This window comes from Synechococcus sp. MU1642 (assembly GCF_020514115.1).
Lineage (GTDB): Bacteria > Cyanobacteriota > Cyanobacteriia > PCC-6307 > Cyanobiaceae > Parasynechococcus.
Genome location: NZ_VTKZ01000001.1, coordinates 177,828 through 197,147, shown reverse-complemented (window position 1 = coordinate 197,147; position 19,320 = coordinate 177,828). Strand labels below are relative to the sequence as shown.

The 19,320-nt window shown below is 55.9% G+C and carries 28 protein-coding genes and 1 tRNA gene; 13 read left to right on the top strand and 16 right to left on the bottom strand.

What is annotated here, in order from left to right:
* Positions 1-70: 70 nt before the first annotated feature.
* Both FZZ85_RS01165 and FZZ85_RS01160 read left to right on the top strand, forming a co-directional pair.
* Positions 71-1,222 (top strand): NAD(P)-binding protein, encoded by a 1,152-nt coding sequence (locus FZZ85_RS01165; RefSeq protein ID WP_226411387.1) that lies wholly within the window; start codon positions 71-73, stop codon positions 1,220-1,222.
* Between the two features lie 13 nt (positions 1,223-1,235).
* Positions 1,236-1,309: transfer RNA gene (locus FZZ85_RS01160), tRNA-Pro, on the top strand.
* A gap of 59 nt (positions 1,310-1,368) precedes the next feature.
* Here the strand turns inward: FZZ85_RS01160 and FZZ85_RS01155 are convergent.
* From FZZ85_RS01155 to FZZ85_RS01130, 6 genes are all read right to left on the bottom strand, one after another.
* A complete protein-coding gene (locus tag FZZ85_RS01155) occupies positions 1,369-1,542 on the bottom strand; it encodes a hypothetical protein (RefSeq protein ID WP_226411385.1) in 174 nt (57 codons plus the stop codon).
* Positions 1,543-1,950: 408 nt separating this feature from the next.
* The gene (locus FZZ85_RS01150; RefSeq protein WP_226411383.1) at positions 1,951-2,199 is read right to left on the bottom strand and encodes a hypothetical protein; all 249 of its coding nucleotides are present in this window, start codon (positions 2,197-2,199) and stop codon (positions 1,951-1,953) included.
* 945 nt (positions 2,200-3,144) lie between these two features.
* Entirely contained in the window at positions 3,145-3,978 is an 834-nt protein-coding gene (locus tag FZZ85_RS01145) for a PfkB family carbohydrate kinase (RefSeq protein WP_370631109.1), read from the bottom strand.
* A gap of 109 nt (positions 3,979-4,087) precedes the next feature.
* Positions 4,088-4,327: a hypothetical protein gene (locus tag FZZ85_RS01140; RefSeq protein ID WP_226411379.1), complete on the bottom strand. Its 240-nt coding sequence runs from the start codon at positions 4,325-4,327 to the stop codon at positions 4,088-4,090.
* Positions 4,328-5,267: 940 nt separating this feature from the next.
* Positions 5,268-5,492, bottom strand: a complete 225-nt coding sequence (locus FZZ85_RS01135; RefSeq protein WP_226399271.1) for a hypothetical protein — start codon at positions 5,490-5,492, stop codon at positions 5,268-5,270.
* 77 nt (positions 5,493-5,569) lie between these two features.
* On the bottom strand, positions 5,570-5,821 hold the full coding sequence (locus FZZ85_RS01130) for a DUF1651 domain-containing protein (protein WP_226411951.1): 252 nt from the start codon (positions 5,819-5,821) through the stop codon (positions 5,570-5,572).
* A 79-nt stretch (positions 5,822-5,900) separates the two neighbouring features.
* On the opposite strand from FZZ85_RS01130, the gene FZZ85_RS01125 reads away from it, so the two are divergent.
* Positions 5,901-6,056, top strand: coding sequence for a hypothetical protein (locus FZZ85_RS01125; RefSeq protein ID WP_226411358.1), 156 nt, complete (start codon positions 5,901-5,903; stop codon positions 6,054-6,056).
* A gap of 749 nt (positions 6,057-6,805) precedes the next feature.
* On the opposite strand, the gene FZZ85_RS01120 is transcribed toward FZZ85_RS01125, so the two are convergent.
* Positions 6,806-6,973 carry a hypothetical protein gene (locus tag FZZ85_RS01120; RefSeq protein WP_226411356.1) on the bottom strand — a complete coding sequence of 56 codons (168 nt, stop codon included), beginning with the start codon at positions 6,971-6,973 and terminating at the stop codon, positions 6,806-6,808.
* Positions 6,974-7,146: 173 nt separating this feature from the next.
* Here FZZ85_RS01120 and FZZ85_RS01115 point away from each other — a divergent pair, with 173 nt between their 5' ends.
* On the top strand, positions 7,147-7,308 hold the full coding sequence (locus tag FZZ85_RS01115; RefSeq protein ID WP_226411354.1) for a hypothetical protein: 162 nt from the start codon (positions 7,147-7,149) through the stop codon (positions 7,306-7,308).
* Positions 7,309-7,432: 124 nt separating this feature from the next.
* On the opposite strand, the gene FZZ85_RS01110 is transcribed toward FZZ85_RS01115, so the two are convergent.
* Positions 7,433-7,648, bottom strand: coding sequence for a hypothetical protein (locus tag FZZ85_RS01110; protein ID WP_226411949.1), 216 nt, complete (start codon positions 7,646-7,648; stop codon positions 7,433-7,435).
* 123 nt (positions 7,649-7,771) lie between these two features.
* Here FZZ85_RS01110 and FZZ85_RS11995 point away from each other — a divergent pair, with 123 nt between their 5' ends.
* Positions 7,772-7,897 carry a hypothetical protein gene (locus FZZ85_RS11995; protein WP_255615894.1) on the top strand — a complete coding sequence of 42 codons (126 nt, stop codon included), beginning with the start codon at positions 7,772-7,774 and terminating at the stop codon, positions 7,895-7,897.
* A gap of 912 nt (positions 7,898-8,809) precedes the next feature.
* Here the strand turns inward: FZZ85_RS11995 and FZZ85_RS01105 are convergent.
* Entirely contained in the window at positions 8,810-8,956 is a 147-nt protein-coding gene (locus tag FZZ85_RS01105) for a hypothetical protein (RefSeq protein WP_226411352.1), read from the bottom strand.
* 487 nt (positions 8,957-9,443) lie between these two features.
* On the opposite strand from FZZ85_RS01105, the gene FZZ85_RS01100 reads away from it, so the two are divergent.
* Entirely contained in the window at positions 9,444-9,803 is a 360-nt protein-coding gene (locus tag FZZ85_RS01100) for a hypothetical protein (protein ID WP_226411350.1), read from the top strand.
* A gap of 1,228 nt (positions 9,804-11,031) precedes the next feature.
* Here FZZ85_RS01100 and FZZ85_RS01095 read toward each other — a convergent pair.
* Positions 11,032-11,262 (bottom strand): hypothetical protein, encoded by a 231-nt coding sequence (locus FZZ85_RS01095; protein ID WP_226411348.1) that lies wholly within the window; start codon positions 11,260-11,262, stop codon positions 11,032-11,034.
* Positions 11,263-11,406: 144 nt separating this feature from the next.
* Here FZZ85_RS01095 and FZZ85_RS01090 point away from each other — a divergent pair, with 144 nt between their 5' ends.
* Entirely contained in the window at positions 11,407-11,604 is a 198-nt protein-coding gene (locus FZZ85_RS01090) for a chlorophyll a/b-binding protein (protein WP_226411346.1), read from the top strand.
* 532 nt (positions 11,605-12,136) lie between these two features.
* Here FZZ85_RS01090 and FZZ85_RS01085 read toward each other — a convergent pair.
* Positions 12,137-12,256: a DUF427 domain-containing protein gene (locus FZZ85_RS01085; protein WP_370631091.1), complete on the bottom strand. Its 120-nt coding sequence runs from the start codon at positions 12,254-12,256 to the stop codon at positions 12,137-12,139.
* Between the two features lie 809 nt (positions 12,257-13,065).
* Here FZZ85_RS01085 and FZZ85_RS01080 point away from each other — a divergent pair.
* From FZZ85_RS01080 to FZZ85_RS01065, 4 genes are all read left to right on the top strand, one after another.
* A complete protein-coding gene (locus FZZ85_RS01080) occupies positions 13,066-13,401 on the top strand; it encodes a hypothetical protein (RefSeq protein ID WP_226411344.1) in 336 nt (111 codons plus the stop codon).
* A gap of 205 nt (positions 13,402-13,606) precedes the next feature.
* Positions 13,607-13,858, top strand: coding sequence for a hypothetical protein (locus FZZ85_RS01075; protein WP_226411342.1), 252 nt, complete (start codon positions 13,607-13,609; stop codon positions 13,856-13,858).
* Positions 13,859-13,898: 40 nt separating this feature from the next.
* Positions 13,899-14,816: a histone deacetylase gene (locus FZZ85_RS01070; protein ID WP_226411340.1), complete on the top strand. Its 918-nt coding sequence runs from the start codon at positions 13,899-13,901 to the stop codon at positions 14,814-14,816.
* Complete coding sequence (locus tag FZZ85_RS01065; RefSeq protein ID WP_226411338.1) at positions 14,813-15,391, top strand: pyridoxamine 5'-phosphate oxidase family protein; 579 nt, start codon at positions 14,813-14,815, stop codon at positions 15,389-15,391. The genes FZZ85_RS01070 and FZZ85_RS01065 overlap by 4 nt, the downstream gene beginning before the upstream one ends.
* Here the strand turns inward: FZZ85_RS01065 and FZZ85_RS01060 are convergent, their stop codons facing one another.
* The 3 genes from FZZ85_RS01060 to FZZ85_RS01050 all read right to left on the bottom strand — a co-directional run bounded on the left by FZZ85_RS01060 (position 15,392) and on the right by FZZ85_RS01050 (position 17,718).
* Positions 15,392-15,727, bottom strand: a complete 336-nt coding sequence (locus tag FZZ85_RS01060) for a hypothetical protein (protein ID WP_226411336.1) — start codon at positions 15,725-15,727, stop codon at positions 15,392-15,394.
* 55 nt (positions 15,728-15,782) lie between these two features.
* Positions 15,783-16,784, bottom strand: a complete 1,002-nt coding sequence (locus FZZ85_RS01055; protein ID WP_226411334.1) for a hypothetical protein — start codon at positions 16,782-16,784, stop codon at positions 15,783-15,785.
* A 406-nt stretch (positions 16,785-17,190) separates the two neighbouring features.
* Positions 17,191-17,718, bottom strand: a complete 528-nt coding sequence (locus tag FZZ85_RS01050; RefSeq protein WP_370631090.1) for a L,D-transpeptidase — start codon at positions 17,716-17,718, stop codon at positions 17,191-17,193.
* Positions 17,719-17,758: 40 nt separating this feature from the next.
* On the opposite strand from FZZ85_RS01050, the gene FZZ85_RS01045 reads away from it, so the two are divergent.
* Complete coding sequence (locus FZZ85_RS01045) at positions 17,759-18,472, top strand: putative 2OG-Fe(II) oxygenase (protein WP_226411332.1); 714 nt, start codon at positions 17,759-17,761, stop codon at positions 18,470-18,472.
* A 42-nt stretch (positions 18,473-18,514) separates the two neighbouring features.
* Entirely contained in the window at positions 18,515-18,766 is a 252-nt protein-coding gene (locus FZZ85_RS01040; protein WP_226411330.1) for a hypothetical protein, read from the top strand.
* Between the two features lie 36 nt (positions 18,767-18,802).
* On the opposite strand, the gene FZZ85_RS01035 is transcribed toward FZZ85_RS01040, so the two are convergent.
* Together FZZ85_RS01035 and FZZ85_RS01030 are read right to left on the bottom strand one after the other, a co-directional pair.
* Positions 18,803-19,036, bottom strand: coding sequence for a TIGR02450 family Trp-rich protein (locus FZZ85_RS01035; RefSeq protein WP_226411328.1), 234 nt, complete (start codon positions 19,034-19,036; stop codon positions 18,803-18,805).
* Positions 19,036-19,302 carry a DUF3764 family protein gene (locus FZZ85_RS01030; RefSeq protein WP_226411326.1) on the bottom strand — a complete coding sequence of 89 codons (267 nt, stop codon included), beginning with the start codon at positions 19,300-19,302 and terminating at the stop codon, positions 19,036-19,038. The genes FZZ85_RS01035 and FZZ85_RS01030 overlap by 1 nt, the downstream gene beginning before the upstream one ends.
* Positions 19,303-19,320 lie beyond the last annotated feature (18 nt).

Below are 19,320 nucleotides of genomic sequence, written 5' to 3'. Positions count from 1 at the left end.
GGGTGGTTTGTTTTCTCGAGTTGCCGCAGAGCGCTACTGGATGTGATCGACGGCGGAGACGTCAGCGGTCGTGACTGAGGTTGATCTCGCCGTTATCGGTGCAGGGCTCTCTGGTTGCAGCCTGATTAGCCGGCTCCAGCAGCTGGGATCGGATCTCACCATTGCTTTGATTGAGGCTGGACGGGGGCCGGGAGGCCGTGCAGCCACCCGCAGAAGACGAGAACAAAGCAGCTGGCTGCTCAACCATGGAGCACCGGGCTTTTCACTCAGTGGTTCCTTGCCGGAGAGCATGGAGGAACTGCTTGCGCCGTTGCGCTCAGCGGGTGTTCTTCACCGTGACAATCGAGCTGTGCTTTCGCTCGACGCCCAAGCAAGTTTATCGCCAGCCAACTGGCCTGCAGCCTGTCCAGACGGGGGCTGGTGGCATGGGATTCCCTGCATGGCCAGCATCTGCGAGGCGCTGCTCGATGCTGCTGGCTCAATACACTTGAGTCGTCAATTCGAGACCCGCGTGCGCTGGCTGGAGCGACGCCAGGATCATTGGCTGGTGCAGAACGAGGATCGAAGCTGGTGCCTCAGGGCCAAGCGCCTTGTGCTCAGTGGAACCTTGCTGGCCCATCCCCGCTCGCTGAAGATGCTGGCCTGGAACGACGTCCCCCTGCGATCAGCCGTTAAAGAGGGGGTAGACGTCGGCCTCGATACGGCACTGAGCCTGCTGCAACACAGCCAAACCGAGGTGCGCTGGAACCTGATGGTGGATCTGGGCGAGCTCGCGCTCAACGGTGAAAAGCTTCCGGCTCAGATCTGGTTGAACGACGCCGCCAAAGCACGCTGGAAGGTGGAACGGCTCGTGTTGCAGCCACAAAGTGATGGGCGTTGGGGGCTAGTGGTGCATGGTTTGGATTCCGGAGAAGCAATCACGCCCCAAAACCAGAGCCGCCTGCTCGCCCAGCAGCAACAACGCCTGCTGAACCTGTTGCCCGAATTGGTGCAGGCCTTGCCGGTTGTTTCAGCAGCACTGGAACAGGCGACGCCATTGGGGGTGATGCGCTGGGGCGCGTCTCGGCCCCTCAACAACCCTCTGCCACCTGAGCTGCAGTGGTGCCCCACCAGCGGCGTTGGGTTCTGTGGCGACTGGATCGAAGGGCCTGGTTTCGGCAGAGCAGAGGGAGCGATCCTCAGCGGCGTCAACCTCGCTGAGCAGCTGCACGCTGACCGCTAATCTCTAAGTGCGCCGGGGAGTGGCGCAGTTTGGTAGCGCGCTTGCTTTGGGAGCAAGATGCCGCAGGTTCGAATCCTGTCTCCCCGATGCGATCAACAGTCAGTCCCCAGCTGATACATGAGACCTCAGTCACTGACTGGGGTTTTTTATTGCCTTGACATAGGCACAGCGTCCTCACGCTCTTCCACCATCAGAAACAGATCAAGCCATTCCAGCCGCAGCTCCACCACCACTGGCTCTCCAAGGTCGTGCACCCCATCAGACAGCCAACACTTGAAGGGGTCAAGCGCCCTGTCACCTGCCCCAGTGGCCTGTGTCATGGGAGGAGCTGAAGGATCTGACCGTCGCACCTGAGATCCCTGAAGGTGCTGAGTGGAAGCACTGGCCGATTGAGTGAAGGCTCATAGAGGCAAGACTTATTTATGAAGAGCCACCTTCATTGCCTTTCTTGGCCAACTTGCTATCAATCCATCTCGAAAAGAAATAAACACTAATAAACATTGGCGCATAGATAATCCACATATTCTCCAGCTGATAGCCAATATTATTCACAAGCACTAAGCCTGAATAACTAAGCGCCATATAGATAGACACTCTTCGGATAACTGGAAACTTGCTGAGCATCCATCGACAACGTGAATGCTCACCCTAGCAAGCTCAATTAATTTCCCTCTCTCCTGCTGCCTTGATTCTTTTACGGATACCCCTTACTGAAGAGGGTACTAGCTCTATGACTTGAAGCCTTTGACTGAGGGTTCAGCTCTTTTTTTAGCAGGCTTAGCAGCAGGAACTGCTAGCGATTCATCTCTGAACACTTTGCCTTCTATCCAAACAGTCAACGCATAGACAAGAATCAATGCTGGAACAAGGACAAGCCATTCATTGTCAAATTCATAAGGAATTTGCCTTACACCAAACACCGTCAGGTATCCAGTCGCAAGCGTGAGAATAAGCCGCCGTATTGTTCCGGAATTCAATTTACCAATGCAACATGACTCATTCTATTGAAAAAGGGGAGTCCTGCCAGATGCCTATTCGGTAGCTATCAATTAATAGTGACTTGTAGATCGAGCTTTCGTTTTGACTCGAAAGTCACGCAAGGGGTAAAGGGCAAACCACCAACCTGCCCTTACTCCTTGACCATTCCCAAAGACTGGGTGCGCTGAGGTGAACTCCCCAGCCCCAATGGGGCTGGGGCTGTGCCGCAGGGAAGCAGAGCTGCATTCCTATTGGTCAGTGCTGGGCGGACCTTGAATTCGCGAATGATCCAGATCAGTCTCTGAGGCAGTGATGATGCCGACTGTGTGACCTAACACCTGTGGCGTTGAATCAGGTGAAGTACGGGAAGCCGATCGGTGACTGGGAACTTGACATTCGTAGAACGTCGGAAGTTCACGTTAGTTATGACAATCCATCTTTCAGGCGGATGCCCAATCGGCTCATTTGTCGCTGAAGGTAATCACACTCCTTTTCGTGCTCTCGCTTGCCCATTACACCTAATAACCACGGTCTCAGGGGAGTCTCCTTTGGATTCAGCTCAAAGTCGCCGCGCACGTCGCATTTGAAGATTCTCTAGTGGATCATCATCAGGCAGCTTCCTTATGTCCAGCTCCATCGTCGGGGAACGCCACAGGGTTTTCGGCTTCTTTTAATCTGCGCATCTGCCAAGCCCCAACGCTGTTCTCGTCTTGCTGCTCAAGCAGCGGTTGATCAGCTGGATGGATTCCCAATGCGGCACCCTATGAGATTTCTTCGGTCGTAGAAAAAAAGCTTAAGCCCACCTCAGGAGCCCAGACCATTTCCTTCTGCTAGGTCGGCGCCATAGACAAAGATGGTTCTAAGCATCTCCGCAAGCTGGCACTCCTGCCGTGCGCCAAAGCCTCTTCGAATTTGACGTTCAAACCCGTCAGGTTTCTGATGATCTAGCCGTAAGGTCCAAAGCGCGTCGCACAGGCGGCACCACACTGGGCACCCAAGGCAATGGCGTTCGCCAAGGTCCAACGCGCAGCTAAGCCGGTGACCACCCCCGCCGCAAAGCTGTCACCGCAGCCATAGCTTTCAACGATGGGCCCAGGGAGGGGTGCGGGTTCATAACGCCCTCCCGGAAGACTGAGCCCTCCTGCGGCACCCTCCGTGCGAATCATGGTGTGGGGAGCTGGGTTCAACTGATCCAGATCCACCATCTCACCAGGATCAAGTCCGCTGCCAATCAGGGCATCGATGGACACACCGGCCTTCTGAAGCACAGGCAAACGCACCCGCGGAGTCGCGGCCATGACTGCTGCAGCGCGACAGGCTTTCAATAAAGGCACATCAGCTGCCGTGACGAAGAGACCGTCGCATTCGCCGAGGGCCTCCCAAGGCAAGTCATCGTCCAGTGATGGGGTCAGCCGTTCGCCGATCACGGTGATTGCTCGGTCCCCCTCCCCATCAACCAAGCTGATGCCACGCCGGGTTGGTGCCTCTCTCCAGGCGACATGAACCACAAGGCCCAGGTCTTCAAGCCGCTTGACGCAGGCTTCGCCGACCGAATCGCGGCCTATAGCCGTAAAGAAATGGACAGGTTGCTGCTGCAGCCGTGCCATCTGCACAGCAACGACGGACCCGCCACCAGCAGGTTCCTGCAAGGTTCGCAGGGCGTGACCAATGGTCCCGGGATGGGGCAGCTGATCCACCGCCAGAAATTCCATCCACTCGACATGGCCAACCACAGCCAAACGCAGGGGCGGCAGAGATGAGACGGAAGACAACGGCAGCCCCAGACGACTGGAGTTCCATCCTCACTGGTCATCCGGCCCAACAGAGGTCCTCCAAGAGGGCTGGAGCTCGATTTAAGCAGTGAAATTTGGTGTTACCGCTGCATCCCTAGGTTTCCTGATCAGCGTGCCTTGTCCACAGAGTCCACGGCCGTTGGGCTTGAGGAGCGATCGCCGTTTGACGTGCGAGCTGCTGTGCTGTCTCGGCTTTCTGCAGAGCTTGCTGTTCGAGTTCCGCAGAGAGGAACAGTCCTGCGATAAGCATCATCAGGATGGTGATTAGGGCTGCGACCAGATACATCGTTGACCGAGCGATGGCTTGTTCCTGCTCCTTGCTCAGGTCGCCCATGGCTTGGCCCAAATCTGGTCAAGGTGTACCAGTCAGAACTCTTTGCTGCGATTACAGAGCATGTGGTTTTGTGTCCGCACTTCAAGCTAGGTCCCTACCTACTGCGGTTGGTCCCACGGACCTTGTTCGGCATGGATTGGAGTCTGGAGATTTCCTCGCTTCGTCAGCCCTGATCTACTTCGGGCTTTGCACGCCATTCCCATAATCGGCCGATTGGCTCCAGAAGGCAATGAGCACGACAACTGATTGCCGGGCGCTCCACGGCTGCCGAGAGTGTGTGTATCGAGATCGGAGGAGCCCATGACGGCCGACACTCCACCTGAGCAAATCGCAGAAGCAGCCTGACTTTTCTGGCCCCTGCTCCAACTTTTCAACCCAACCGTGAGCACTTCGTCTGTGACGACACTGATGTGCGTCTGATCAGTCGACACTCCTCTGCACCGTCCGTCTAGGTGCCCCGTAGGAGTCCCGCTTCACACCTGGACAAAATGGCCCCAGGGTTGCCACTAGCCAGACGCTTCGGCCTCTCTCTTTCAGTCCCATTGCCAAGGAGATCCCCAAAGGCAACACGTACTGACTAGGTCGACTGCAATGCATAAACGAGCGAGCTAGGCCGTCTTTCCATCGGGGAGGGCGGCCTTCCTCTTTGAGAGAAATCGGCAGTTCCTTAAAACGCCTTGCTGTTCTTGCAGGGGCGTTCACCTCGCTGGAGATGTCTCATGCAATGCAGCTTCGGCCCGTCTCCTCGAGGCAATGATGAAGCGGCCTGTCTTCTCTACGCCGTCAAATCCCTTGTCCCTCGAAAGGACTACGGTCGCAACCTAGATACACGAAACGGGCGTGGATCGAATGCCAGTGAGCCCTCCCTTCAAACGAGGACAAGCGCCAACCCGGGAATCCACTCACCCAACCAAATCTTGGCCGTCGCCAACGATTTCTTTCATGCCGTTGCCTGTTCAGCCGTGTCATCGAGGACATCTTGCTGAAGCTGCTGAACGGCGCAGAGGGCTTCATGCGCAGGCCATCCATGAACATCCATCAACTCCTTAACCAGAGCATCAGGGGCCCGAGTGATCGAGGTGCGAATGGCATTGACAACCTTGTTGTCCCTCGCGAGTGCAGACAGCCGCAGAGCCCGGAGTCGCTGAGTGTTCGGCTGTTTCATGACAGCACTCTGGACTAACGCTGGTTTTGCCCCAATTGCCAACTGCTTATACGGACTGGGCCAACTCGTTCACTGCCCTACTGAAGTGGACCGGCGCATCTCCTCCAACCCATTGACTTGAGTGCATTCCATTTCTCCAGCGCCTCTTGCCGTGTCATCAGTTGACTCCCCTGAGGGATCGGGTCGTCAGGTGGTCGCCAATGGAAGCTGCGCATGACGATCGACTCGCCTTGAGAGCCATCCTGATGAGCGGTGAATTGGTAGTAAAGCTGCTGTGACTCATTGGCAAGCCAAGCACCAACAGATTTGTAGGAGAGTTCTTCAGTGATGAGTTCACTCCATGGAAGATGAACCTGATCGATCGGTCAGACGGCTTTTTTCGTAGGTGAGCTGACGGAGCTTTTCGATGTGCTGCTCATGCTCTCCGCTGCTCCAGTGGTGGGGGAAGGCGACTCGGGCTTGAAGTTCCGAGATCTCGTTGTTGAGTTCTCTCGCTGGGTCCTCGGACCAAAGTTCCTCTCCACAGTGGAGCATCGCCCCGCCCTACTGGCAGTGGAGAAGTGAATCTCCTCAATTACTACTGATGCGACCTCTCGGGGCAGGTCGTCTAGTCATCAGGGAAGGTGACCCTTCTCTTTGGCGGAGATTTAGGCATTAAGCCTTAGCCATTGGCCAGAGAAAAACCTGCAGACTGATTTCACCGACAGAACCTGCATGAAAGGACTCCACACGAACGTTGCCTACTTCAGCGGCACCGTCGCGATTGCAGTCCTTGTCATGACTTTCGTTGTCAAAGCAACGGCCTAAGAGAGCGTTACTTCAGCAAGTCGCGATCGTTAAGGCAACCAAGGATTTGTAACGAGAGGAACGCTCGGTCTCGAGTTACTCAGTCAGGCCACGGCATGCTGCTTATTGATTGAGATAGCAGGGCTCAATAACATGAGAGCTACCAAACTCACCACAGCTCCAAAGGACCTCCCACAAGGGGTGGTTTTTTTTGCTCTGGCAGCAGTGGGTCCTGCGCAGCTGGGTCAGTGCAAGGTGATCAACAACGAGTCACCTGGAGCAACGCGTGACTCAGATGATCTCTTTACGGCCAGCCTTGATCTTGGCTTTGGCTGAAACGAGACCAAAAATCAGCAGAATCAGCAGGCCCGCGTTCACGCCAACGAAAAACATTGTGTCCATGACTTCAAGATGGCTGGCCTCTCAATAAGGAAAGAGAGCAAAACAGCCCATCGGTCAAAAGGCTCAATTCAGGAGCGAAGGACGATGAAGCCTTTCGCTGATCTTGGGAGATCTGTCGAGACGACCTACGACTGCAAATCGCCATCGTCATCGTCATCACGATCAGCCCAGTCCTTCGCTTGCAGCTGACGCAGACGGCCCAGGAGCTCAAGATCACCAACGATCTGACGACGGCACCCGTCCTCCCCCATGTAGGTCAAACGCCCATCTGCATCGATGATCAGGGCGGTCATGGGGGTGACTGGAGACAAATCGTCGATGGAGAAGTACTACTTATTCAGATCAACCCATTCTGCGTCCTCTCTGTGCTCCAGCCCAAAATCATGACCAAACCAGACAGGGGAGCCAGCCGCATGGGCAGCTTTCCTCTATGAAGGGTGCGATGGACTGGATCCTTTCTCGACGCGTGACAGATCAACAAGACAAAGACAAGACCTATTGGATTGATGAGATCGCATTCCTGGAGGCACGGTTGAACGGCAGTCAGGGTGACATCGACAACGAAGACCGAGCGGCTTGCGAAGAAGCCCTGAAGGCAGCGAAAGCGAACTTGGCAGCCTCTCACTGAAGACGGAGCTGACCGAAACTCGAGCCAGATCTATGGTTGGGAGGTGAGAGGGAGACCTCTTCGGGCGTGGTTGCTTGATTTGGTGGGTGGTGTCACGACCTACTGCCTCTCTCACACCTCTTCGTCAAGGCTGATCGAGGCCTCTCTCCTTGGCATATCTCTTGTAATGGTTGGGAAATTCATCGGCCAGCCCGGCAAGCACATCGCTAGTCAAGCCCATTTGCTCGTTAACTTCATCAAAAACCGAGGCAAAACAGCTCTCACACCTGATTTCAAGACAAAGCTCTTCCCAGGTCGTTTCTTGTTGATTGAAACTGGCCACAAGCTCTTTAAAGGTCATCAGCAACAAACTGTTTTTCTTAGAACGAGCCTAAGGCCAATGGCATCAAATAATTCTGAAAAGAATGAAATCAGGATTGACATGACCTGATGGCACAAGGCTGTGATGGCGCAAAATTGAAGGATGAAACGACTGCTGCAACTGTTTTTGAAATGGGCTAGCAAACGGGAGAAACCCCCGTTGCACACCCCTGAAGAGTTGGAGTGCTTTAAAACAGATGCGATCGACAACCGCGGCAAGCACTACTAATGCAGGGGGCAACTGAACTGGCACTACTCGCCCTCGCATTTGTCGCGCTCCAGATCTGGTGGCTCAGTAAAGTTTTTTTGAATCGACCTCGGAAGCCAAGACCGCTTGGCAAGCCCATGAGGGCCAATTCACTCCAGAACGAGAGAACCACCCTGCAAAAGATCTTTGATCAATCCTGATCATCGCTAGTACGAGGGGATCACTAGGGACAAACACCGATGCCTGATGCGATCTGAACAATCAGCGTGGTGCATCAGCAACGACAGCCATGGCACTGATTTGTTGTGCGAACTGCGGTCACATGCACTCAAGTCTGAGAAACGACTGCCCCCAGTGCATCAAGCAGGGGAGACTAGGGTCCCCTCAGGCGTTATCAGATCGGATCAAGCAAACGCCGAGTAACACCAAGGAGTGACCACCATGGCTTTTGAAGCCCCCCTGCACAAGGACGTCAATGCAGCGGCTGCGGTGAGATCAAACCTTTGAATTTCTTTGGATTGGATCAACAGGAGTGCCGGAACTGTGAAGCACAACGGCGACGCCAACAGGCCATGAAACAAAACACCAATGATGCAGTCGAGGGGTCTTGAATCAAAGCAAGCCTCAATGAGCATATGAACCAATGTTCAATTGACATCCATGGGCTATCACTTTAGAAGAGTTGAACAAAGGCATCATGGGCAAGGTTCTTTCAGCAGCAAAATGGTCGTTCGATCTACTTGGCCAACGCATCACTGCTCTTCGTCTTAATAGGAGCTTCCCAAAATCAAGAATCTACAGCGACTGGGCTTACGACGAATCACAGATGAAAGAGGCCAATTTTGGCAAGCGTGAGCAGAAGTCTCACCTAGAATACGATTGCTAAAGCCACGAACTAATCAATCACAGGCAAAGATAATGGCTTAGTAGGCGTCAAACCAACACATCAAACTGCGAACAAACCGCTTTGGGATGGAGGTTGGCAATCTCAGCCAAGTCCCCTAGAACGCTGTTCAGCATCGTTGTTGTTATGACCTTGATTCCACGCTGGCAGTACATGACTGACAGCAGCAAAGCCATGGTGAAACGATCTGCGATCACAATTGTGGTCGTCCTGATTGGATTAACACTGCTGCGCGCAATTTTTCCGTGGATCTTGCTCGGCCTGGCCTTCTATGGTGCCTGGTGTCTATTGAACCGGAAATAACCGATGCGCGAAGACTCAACCCAAGCCAGACGAACGATCTATCTCTGGGCCCTAGGCCTCAATGTTGTCGCTTGGGGCGGATACCTTTATCTAACCAAGGTTATGGGAATCGATTTTGAATCGATTCGGCAGGCCAGGTTGGCCGGTTAAAGTCCCAACCCCAAGATGGATCTGCCTGATCCGACCAAGTCGTTCCTCAGACGTATCTGCTTGACCGGATAAGAATCCTCATGCCCACTGCGCAAATTAAAGAAATCGAGTCATAACCTCCTCTGAATGAGAAGGCTGCTTCGTCATTAGCCCCTACCGCATGGCTTTGAGGGTCACCCGTCCTCAGAAAAGAGCCGATCAGAGAGCTTGATGAGGCAGGAGACGGTGCAGAGCATCTGCGGCCAGGTCTTTGTGTGGTTTGGAGTCGTTGTTCTCTGGGTCTCTCTTTATAAATTCATCAGCGCTTTTTGGCTGGATGCTTCCCCTTGGCCTGAGTTGCAACTGGGTGCCGCTGGCTTGATCTTGGTTGCAGCAGGATGGATTTTTCGAAACTCAGCATTCATAACGACACTGCTGGCAGAAAACAGCCCTTCAGCACGAGCTCGACGATCCTTCCTGATGATTGCCCTCGCATCATTCATCATGGGCTGCGTTGTTTTATTGAAAGTTTCTGTTCAGGACATTTGTCGCTACAAGCGTCTGCTTGGCGAAGGAGGAAGTCTGGAGTAATTGCAAGCCCTAGTTCTTTTCACATCCGCCTGGATGTCGTAGCTCATCTCCAAAGATCTACGCAAGCGCTTGTCCATGCATCTGCCTTAAGTGGTTTACGCGATCATTTCTTTAATCATGCTGATTATTGGCCTCGAGGAGGTTGCCTATGGGCAAATCCTATTCGGCTGGAAAAGGCCAGAGAACATCGCTGCGGTAAACGACCAAAATCAGACAACACTCCATAACCTTGAGTTCTTCCAGAACCACCTCGACGTCGATCTTTGCTAGGTCTCGATCATACTTCTGGTGCTCGTCCTGTGGCGACCTTCAATCCGATGGATACGCACAAACTCTCTTGATGGAAATCTGATTGCCAGCAGCAACTTTTTCATACCAAGATACTTCTGGCCTCTTTTCTTCTGCGCCGCATTTCTGTCTTATTTTGTGGCGACAGAATCGGGGACAGAAGTGGTGATTAATATCGATCAGGAGTGAGCAGAGTTTCTTCTATATCTGGCCGCTAATCTGAATTTATCGAGAACCTACATCCTTCTGGGTTACTCACTATCGCACCCAAGCCACTGAACAAATGCTCATAGCGCTTCCTGATTAGCCCTGATCACCGCGGTGTTCTGGCAAGCAATTTGCTCTGCCTTCGTCTTGGTCCTCGCCAGGGCAAGGATTACAGGTGCAGATCCACAGCTGACCTAATCCAGCCGCAGCGGGCTTGATCCACAAGGCACCAAGGGTATAAATCGTACGGTGCAGACAAAAAACCACCCCATCCTTGGGGCGGTTTCCATAGCCAAGGCAATCCCCATCACCCGGCGATCTGCACCACTCTTTGATGCAATGAATTAATAATACCCACCAGACACCATATGTAGTGGATGTCAACACTCACTTAAGACTTTGGTGAACATCTCAAAGGAGCCAGATCAGGCAACAGAAGCACTGCACCTAGCGCAGGGAATCCTGCTGCCAAGGAGACACTAAATCTGGAGCAGTCGGTCAAAAAACTTCGGGATTGCGATGCTTCATGCTGAAGACATCCGTAAGGGAGAAGCCATGATTTCTGGCCCATCCTGCCCATTGCGCTTGGGAGTTCTCGACAGTCCCGACTATTGGACTGATGACGCACTGATGTCTGCAGTGCGTCCATTGAATCCAGAGGAACTTCACCACTTGGCCATCGGATCCCAACAACGAAGGACTCGAGAACGCGGAGTTCGCAACACCCCTTGACTCACCCTCGGTGGCCGAACCCATCCAGGAGTTGATTGAACTGCGCAAACAGCTTGTCGAACCAGGTGCCTGAACGTCGCCCAGCAGGCCGCTGCAAGACCGAGGCATGCAGCATCGGTCCGTTGGTTCCATATCCATCAAAGGCAATCAAGGCGTCTTGGGCTCCCTGAAGCTCCTGGTCGATTCGACGGGAGGAGAAGCGCCCGTGGGCTCGGTTTCGTGACGTTGACATGACTGGGCGAATTCATCTACCTCAGTTCTGGCCTCGGACCAAGCTGCTTGGCCGCAGTTGGTGATGCTTCTTAGAGAGCCGAACCTCGATCCTATTTACATATCGTTACGCAAGGCTTAACATTTCGTAAGACTTTACCGAATGATGGCTTCTTCGACCCCCAACGACGACTGGTTCCAAACCGCTGCAGCAGCGCAAATCCGTAGCGAACGTTTCGAGCGAGCAGAGCTCCTCAATGGCCGCGCCGCAATGATCGGCTTTGTGGTGGGCGTGCTGACGGAAGCCCTGACGGGGCATGGGATCGTCAGTCAGATCACCTTTGGCGTGTTCGGCTGCAACTGAACCGATCCGCTGCCGCTGGGATTGCCGGGAGTGCAGTTGCAACCCTGCACTCAACTATCTCCTTGACAGAGGCAAGGTTTTTACAAACATTTTTTTCAGCCAAAATGCTTGCTGTTCCAGGCATTTTGCGATAAAAGGTTATGAATTGGTTATGAAGCGATGAAGACAAGCACCGCCCATTCACGTCTCGAGTCTCTTCAGCTCGCAGCTGAGGAGTGCCAGACCCGCGAAGAAGCGCAAAAGATTCTGAGGAAGGCCGACAAAGCCCACGCCAAGCTCGAGTCCTCAGCAGCCCCGTTACACCGTCCCAAGAACTGATGGGTTACTCAACCCTGCAGACGACGAAGACATAAATCTCTATTACGTGAGTTGGATTGTTTCCGCTCACTCAAACCACCTCAAAATCAACTCGGGATGGTTCCTACCCCCTTGGTTGGGCCTATGGATCTATGGGCTGATCCAGCCGCCATAAAACGCCTTGCTGAGCAGTAACTATCTCCCTTGCCAACCTGCTGGAATCAACGCGTCGAGGCTAAACACTGATCCACCCGGCCAAGAGAGAAAAGGCCTGCGTTGGATTGGAGTAACTCCACCCCGCGCGAAAACGGCGCTCGCTGCCATCCTCAGCACTTACATCCCAATAGGACGCCACTCCTTTCCATTCACAGAATGAAGGCCGTCCCGTTGAGGGGTGCAGCGTGCCGGGGCGAAAGGCTTAAGGGTGTAGATAAATCGAGGGCGGGTGAAAGGTTTCACACGCCCGCACGTCGCGCTGACCCTGAGCGATTACCTGTCCTACAATCCAGATCTCGACAGAACCGGACACCAGCTCAATCAGGGGTGGCCGAGGATAGTTCGAAACATTTTCAACAGGTGCATGGCCTAGCCCATGCAGAGCAGATAGTGCGTGATGGCAACCTGATCAGACACAGCAATTCCTTGAGGAGAGTCGGGACCGATCAACGCCTCAGGAACACGATGAATGCGAGTGACCGGTTTGATCTCATAGGCTGGTCCCTCTGGAACGCCAGAGCCACGACTGCGGTATCAGATCCCACTGTCATTACCCTTTTAAAGCCCCGCCACCTGCGACAGGTGCGCATAAAAATGGGTCCCATGCGACAGACCACGATGGCCAAACAGGCATCGAAATCGTCTGAAGACAGAACATTGATCCCATAACGGACAGCACGTTCATCGACACCGAGGACCGTGTCCTCAGTGCTGTTTCACCCGTCAATTGCCAGCAACGGATGGTGACGCCGTCGTGTTGGCTCACTTTCTGCGGGTGAGGTCACCAAAATCATCGTCGTTGGGTTGCAAAAATTGCCAAACGACAGGGACTGTAAGGATGACAGTCAGACCGATGGTTACCCAGATCGCTGTTGTGTAATCGCCCATGCCTATCCACTAGTCCTGCGGACCATACCCAGTTGGTGCTGAGGAAGCAGACCTTCATTGATGGCAGGAAGGTCGCTTCTTAATTCCTCCGGACCAACCCACGAGCCGAATGCGCCGATTCCTGACGGCTGGATTGCTCTTGGGCAAGCTGGTCCCAGCGGGACAAGCAGCTGTGTTCACCGTGAAGCCAGGCACGGCATTTTTTTCAAGCCCCAAGCCAAGCCGGAGTTTCTTCTACCGCTGCCGGAGGTTCGTGTTCACGTTCCAGCACTAAAAGACGCCGCTGGCTTCTGCCAGTTCAAGCTGATCTACAAGATTGTCGACCGTAAGAACCCCGAGCTGCCAGCAGCCGGCTGGGCCCGTTGCTTGTCAATCGACCAGCTTGTTCCGAACTGACGCCAAGTTGTTCCGCCTCAGCGATTCCTTGAACACGCGAGTCACACCTGTACATGCCCTCGCCACAACCTGGTCATGCTTCGCGAGGCCGCTGCCACCACAATTCATTTGAGGAACGAGACACCCCTCACACAAGAACTAAAGGCTTAAGCGAGACCAGTAAGCCTCATCGTGAGATACTTAAGCAATTCTTAAGGGCTGGAGGATGGGTTACTTCGCAAGGCAGCTCAACGCGCAGGAAATCAAGCAGGGCTATGCCCTGCTCAACCTGATGGAGCATCTGGATCGCGAAATGGACCTGCTCAATCAGCAGCGAATCCGCGTCGGGCCAACAACCCAGGAAGGGCAGAGGCTCACCCAGATCAAGCAGAGCCATCTACGCAAACTGCAGAGCTGCATCAGCGAACTGAACACCAGTGGCTTCAACGACTGGTTGCTGCACCAACAGCCTGCCTGACCCTTGAATGGGGCGGAGCCATCCCGGGTGAGACAGCCCCTTGCCGCTTCCAGTCGTTTACCACCCGCACTACTCCGCGCCGCTGCCGAGCACCCATCGCTTTCCAATGGCGAAGTTCCGGCTGCTGCATCAACTACTGCTGGAGCAGGGAGTGGTGCAGGCCGACCAGGTGCATCGGCCCTTAAGCATCGCGCGCAAGGATCTGGAAAGCGTTCATCCCCGCTCGTATCACGAAGCCTTCAGCCGTGATCGCCTGACCCGTCCAGAGCAACGTCGCATCGGGCTTCCGGCCACGCGCCCTTTGGTGCAGCGCACCTGGCTCGCCGTGGGCGGCACCCTATTGACGGCACGGCTAGCTCTCGAGTGGGGCTTGGCCTGTCATCTAGCGGGTGGCACCCACCATGCCCACCCCGGCTTCGGGAGCGGCTTCTGCATCTTCAATGACTGTGCTGTCGCCGCACGGGTGTTGCTGGGAACAGGAGAGGTGCGGCGAATTCTGATCGTGGATCTCGATGTGCACCAAGGGGATGGCTCAGCAGCCTGCTTTCAACACGACCCCAGGGTGACCACTCTTTCTGTGCACGCCGCCAGCAATTTCCCCTTGCGCAAAGTGCAAGGGGATCTCGACGTCCCCCTCGCCGATGGCACCAGCGATGACGACTATCTCGCCGCCATTGCCGACCGGTTGCCCGATGCCTTGGATACCGTCGCGCCGGATTTGGTGCTCTTCAACGCAGGCGTCGATCCCCATCGCGATGATCGGCTCGGCCGACTCTGCCTCAGCGATGCAGGATTGAACATGCGAGATCGGCTCGTGCTCGATGCCTGTCTGCGCCGCAAGATTCCAACCGCGACGGTGATCGGTGGCGGCTATGACACCCTCACACCCCTTGTGCAGCGCCACGCCATCGTGGTGCGTGCTGCTGCCGAACAGGCTCGCTTATTTGACCTTCCATGACTGAGGGAATCTCTGAGGCCATACCCCCCTGGAGACCTCTTCTACACGCGGCCATGCAGCGGGAGGAACGCTCCGTTGCCGCCCGCTGGGTGCAACTGGCCACTACGGGACTGGATGGCTCACCCCGGGTGCGGACCCTGGTGTTCCGCGGCTGGGCCGGGGCCAAACAGCTCGAACTGTTCAGCGATCAGCGCAGCGAGAAGGTGAAGGAACTCTCCAACGATGGAGCTTCTGAACTGTGCTGGTTGTTCCCAAAAGCCCGCCAGCAGTACCGACTACGGGGGAAGGTGAAGCTGATCACTGCCTCCAAGCAACCTAAGTTTTGCCAGCAGCGCTGGCAAAAGCTCTCCGATACGGGACGGGCTGTCTGGGGGTGGCCCACCCCGGGTAATCCGCTGGACCCCACGGGGGCGTTCCCCGAACAACTCGCTGAGACTGCGCAGCTGCCGGAGCATTTCGTGGTGCTGAGGCTCCAAGTGGACACTGTCGAGCGGCTCAACCTCGGCCCACATCCCCATCAACGCACGCTTTGGCGCGCGGACACGCTCTGGCGGGAGCAGCCGCTGAACCCCTGATCACCACCATCGCTCCACACGACCAACGGAGGGCCGGCCCGGTTCGCTCGGAACCGTCACCACCGACAGCCGCTGCAGATCTCGGCGGTAATCAAAGCGGCAGAACCCAACGCCTGTGCCAGAGCAGGCCGAGAGGCTTTCGAGCGCAACAGATGCCCAGTGCCGCTCCTCGGGCGTAGGCGTTTTTTCCGGGGCAGGACGCCAGCCATCGGCAATTAGGTGGCTGTTCGCCTCGAGGATGGTCTGCCTGGCACTGAGCTGCGGCTCAGGTCTGGCGAAGGCAAACCCGCCCATCAACCAGGGCAGCAACAACGACAAGACAACACAATGTGCCATGGAAGGGCTAATCCATCTCTGCCCTAGCCATGGATCACGGCGCTGACCACAGGGTTCAGCCTGCGGTGAACTGAGCGAGGGGCTGAATGCTGAGGGCGATCACCACACTCACCACAACGCCAACGGCGGCTTTCCAGAGATCCGAACCGATGACCTTGGTAAGACTGCCCGCCTCCCGGTTGGTGAACGGGACTTCTGATGCTTGTTGCTTGATCCGCAAGGCCAACTCGCGGCCGCCAATCAAGCCCAAAAAAACCCAAGTGGTGCTGAGGGGGAAGCTGGAGAGGAATGCCTTGTAGAGCAGGCAAAGACCGAACAACAAATCGATAAGCGTGGCCGAGCGCAGATCGGAACTGTTGGTCTTGGTGCGGAGCACGGCCTGAATGGGCCCACCCCCAGTGGCCACCAGAACACAAAGGCCCACGCAGAGCACCATCGTGCAGATGAGCATCGGGACGAGGTGCAACTGGCGCGGCAGGAACACAAAAATGTTGGCCAGGTCCTGCACCAGCCACATGCACCAGAGAAACCCGGTGGAGAACCACTGCAGGCCATACCAAACCTTGCTGGGGTCTTTGCCGTCCTGAGAACGGCAGAACACCCATCGCTCCAGCGACCACAATCCCAGGGCGTAAGCCGCCAGGCCGATGCCGAAGGCGAGGCCGTACCCCGTCAGAGAGCTGCTGAGCAGCGTGCCGATGTTGGCGGGCATAAACGATGACAACACCAGAAACGAGGTGCTCACCGGTGCTCCCCACTGGGTCAAGGCCACAACAGCGAGGGGTGGAAGCACATAGACCCAGGTGAACGGCTCGGGCCATGGAAACTCCTTGCCAGGCACACTGAGCAGACCCCACGTGGGATCACCGTTGTTGAGGAACCAGCCCAACATCAGAACTCCACAGGTCACCGTGCAGATGAACAGCATCTGAACCGGCTTCGGCGTGCGTTTCCGGTTGGAGGAGAGATAGGTGCCGAGGGTCTGGAGCGAGTCGTTCGCCACCACGGAGTAGGCCGCCAGCAGGAAGCCGACAATCATCCAGATGCTGACGTCCATGAATCCGATCAAGACAATGGATCGACTCCGTTGTAGTGAGCCTCAGGAGGAAGGACGATGCTCCAGGCCGCCCAGGCGTCTGATGATCAAGGGATGTTGTGTGGTCGACAGTGATGCACCACTGGAGCGATTCGACCACGAATTCACGTTGATTGACAAATAGGTATTCAGCGATACACAACCAATTTTCTTAAGGACGAGCGGATTTGACCCCAGCCAAAGCAGAAGCCAAATCGCAGTTCCCGTCGGACATCGCTCGGCCCGGCTTTCAAGCCCGATGATGACCTGACTCGCTCATCATGAGCTGAAAAGAACGAAATTGCAGGGAAGACGGCGACGATTTTTCGACATTCACAAATTCCGTTCGAGACCGAACCTGGTACAGCTGCAGCTCAACGCCTTGACATCAGTTCAACACCTTCAGGCTGCGAATCCCAGAGGCCTTGACCCAACTGGCCAGGGCGTCGATGTCTGCCCGCTTGGGAATGCAAATGCAGCCTGTGCCGGGATAACAACGGTGGATACCAAGGGCACTGCGGCTGGTATCGAAGCGAGGGGTCAGGTCGAACCAGAGGTCATTCCCCCACGGCTCCGGACGCCCCAGGCTGTAGCTGCCGGCGGGCAAAGGGGCTGCGTTGCCGGGGCTCCAGCGGCGATCAGCGCTCTGGCGCCCGGCCACACCACTGGCTGCTGGCCAGCTGGCCAGCAAGCGCGCACCGCGATGCAATTCAACCTTCCAGATGCGGTTGCCGTCTGGGAACTGCTCGGCCGTTCGGCGGGTGCTTAGCTGCAGCTCATCTCCATGCAGCAGCGCTGTCGTTGGCCCCCGTTGCCCAGGAAGATCAGAGGCCGCCGCAGCAACACAGCTTCCAAGCAGCACAGGCAGCAGGAGTGCGTAGCGCAGCATCACGATCAGCATGAACGGTGCTCCCACTTTGGGGCTGCCACGATGGCCTGCAGCAGACCAATCAGTGGTGGACGTTCTCGATCTGTTTCCCCGCTCCATCCTTCGGGGCACCCTGCCGGATCCCCTGCTCCAGCAGCTGACTGCGCTGAGCGCAAGCGTTCTCGCCCACCCTGATTCCAGCCCCGATGCATCGGCGAAGCTGGCGGGTCAGCTGCGTCAGCAGCGCGAACTGAGGCCTGATCAACCCGGCGTGCTGGAGCTCAGCAACAATCACCTGCTGCCGGCCTGTGATCGCTGGATCCGCCATGTGATGGAACGTCAGCCACCCCAGGGTCGCGGCCCCTGGGTTCCAGGTCGCTACCGCTTGCAGATGATTGACCTCTGGCTGAATTGCCAGACCGCAGGTGACTACAACCCCACCCACACCCATGGCGGCAGCTTTTCAGGAGTGATCTTTCTGAAGGTGCCACCGCAGATCAATGCCAACAGTTTCGATGGCCAACTCTGCTTCCACGGTCCGGAAGACTGGCACATTCAGTCGTTCCGCACCGGCATGGCGCACTATGTGCTGCCAGTACCTGGTGAGTTCTATGTGTTCCCTGCCTGGCAACCCCATTCCGTGATGCCCTTCCGCGGGGATGGGGAACGCTGGTCGCTGGCCTTCAATGTTGTGGCAGCGCCGGGTGTTGCACCAACAGCGATGCAGCAGACCGCCCCTCAACAGCAACCTCTGGGCAACGTCTCCCTCTCAAGCCATCGGCGCACGGCCAAAGGCTTCTGAGGAGAACTGTCAGAGTCTTCCGGTTGCATCTATTCAGGATTCATGGGTGACTCCGAGCCGCTCCAGCAGGCCAAAGCGATTGCATCGGCACTGGAGCAGTTGGCCGACCAACTGCGCCCTGAGGTGATTCGTACAGCACGACTGGATGACGATGGACGCCGCGATCTCGAACGGATCGAGTACGCCCTGGGCACCATCGGCAAGGCCTTGATCCTGACGGACTATTCAATCGACGAAGAGAAGGACATCGACAAACTCAAGGCCTTCCGCGAATCACAGAATGGAATGGGCTGAATTCAAACGTTGGACCAGCGCAGCACCTGGTGTGAATCACTGCGTTGAAGATTCCTCATCACTCTCGGGGATGGACTGCCAGCCGCTGCTCCAGCGGGTTGGATCCTTGAGCTCACTCCAGAGAACCCGCTCGCGATGCGACGGAGCCAGCACAGCCGCCAACTCGACCCATCGCTGCTGACCACGCCCCCCTTGCGTGATCAGCTCGAAATGGCGGTAACCGGAAACCGGGCTTTGGCTGGTCCAGGCCCGAGCAGGACGCCAGGCCATCAGCTAGCGACGAAAACCTGACTCACGGTGCTTTCAATCACATGCCCTGAAGCGGCAATCGTGTCGGTGTTGTCGGCGATGAATTGCTCCATCACCCCGGGGGCGGCTTGCATCACCGCGCAGACCTTGGTGGGGTCGTCCTTGCTGACTCCCCGATAGACGGAGGTGATGCCAGCGATTTTCTGAAGCGGGAGGGATGCGTCATAGGTGGAGACCCATTCAGCAAATGACTTGGTGATGGTGAAGGTGAGGACGTGGGTTTCCATCCACCTGAACGACAGCGT

Excerpts from the sequence above, each read along its gene's own strand:
- FZZ85_RS01155 (WP_226411385.1), bottom strand. The coding sequence starts at position 1,542 with ATGACACAGGCCACTGGGGCAGGTGACAGGGCGCTTGACCCCTTCAAG.
- FZZ85_RS01140 (WP_226411379.1), bottom strand. The coding sequence starts at position 4,327 with ATGGGCGACCTGAGCAAGGAGCAGGAACAAGCCATCGCTCGGTCAACG.
- FZZ85_RS01135 (WP_226399271.1), bottom strand. The coding sequence starts at position 5,492 with ATGAAACAGCCGAACACTCAGCGACTCCGGGCTCTGCGGCTGTCTGCA.
- FZZ85_RS01120 (WP_226411356.1), bottom strand. The coding sequence starts at position 6,973 with ATGACCGCCCTGATCATCGATGCAGATGGGCGTTTGACCTACATGGGG.
- FZZ85_RS01110 (WP_226411949.1), bottom strand. The coding sequence starts at position 7,648 with ATGACCTTTAAAGAGCTTGTGGCCAGTTTCAATCAACAAGAAACGACC.
- FZZ85_RS11995 (WP_255615894.1), top strand. The coding sequence starts at position 7,772 with ATGAAACGACTGCTGCAACTGTTTTTGAAATGGGCTAGCAAACGGGAG.
- FZZ85_RS01105 (WP_226411352.1), bottom strand. The coding sequence starts at position 8,956 with ATGGCTTTGCTGCTGTCAGTCATGTACTGCCAGCGTGGAATCAAGGTC.
- FZZ85_RS01100 (WP_226411350.1), top strand. The coding sequence starts at position 9,444 with ATGAGGCAGGAGACGGTGCAGAGCATCTGCGGCCAGGTCTTTGTGTGG.
- FZZ85_RS01095 (WP_226411348.1), bottom strand. The coding sequence starts at position 11,262 with ATGTCAACGTCACGAAACCGAGCCCACGGGCGCTTCTCCTCCCGTCGA.
- FZZ85_RS01090 (WP_226411346.1), top strand. The coding sequence starts at position 11,407 with ATGGCTTCTTCGACCCCCAACGACGACTGGTTCCAAACCGCTGCAGCA.
- FZZ85_RS01080 (WP_226411344.1), top strand. The coding sequence starts at position 13,066 with ATGGCAGGAAGGTCGCTTCTTAATTCCTCCGGACCAACCCACGAGCCG.
- FZZ85_RS01075 (WP_226411342.1), top strand. The coding sequence starts at position 13,607 with ATGGGTTACTTCGCAAGGCAGCTCAACGCGCAGGAAATCAAGCAGGGC.
- FZZ85_RS01065 (WP_226411338.1), top strand. The coding sequence starts at position 14,813 with ATGACTGAGGGAATCTCTGAGGCCATACCCCCCTGGAGACCTCTTCTA.
- FZZ85_RS01060 (WP_226411336.1), bottom strand. The coding sequence starts at position 15,727 with ATGGCACATTGTGTTGTCTTGTCGTTGTTGCTGCCCTGGTTGATGGGC.
- FZZ85_RS01055 (WP_226411334.1), bottom strand. The coding sequence starts at position 16,784 with ATGGACGTCAGCATCTGGATGATTGTCGGCTTCCTGCTGGCGGCCTAC.
- FZZ85_RS01040 (WP_226411330.1), top strand. The coding sequence starts at position 18,515 with ATGGGTGACTCCGAGCCGCTCCAGCAGGCCAAAGCGATTGCATCGGCA.
- FZZ85_RS01035 (WP_226411328.1), bottom strand. The coding sequence starts at position 19,036 with ATGGCCTGGCGTCCTGCTCGGGCCTGGACCAGCCAAAGCCCGGTTTCC.
- FZZ85_RS01030 (WP_226411326.1), bottom strand. The coding sequence starts at position 19,302 with ATGGAAACCCACGTCCTCACCTTCACCATCACCAAGTCATTTGCTGAA.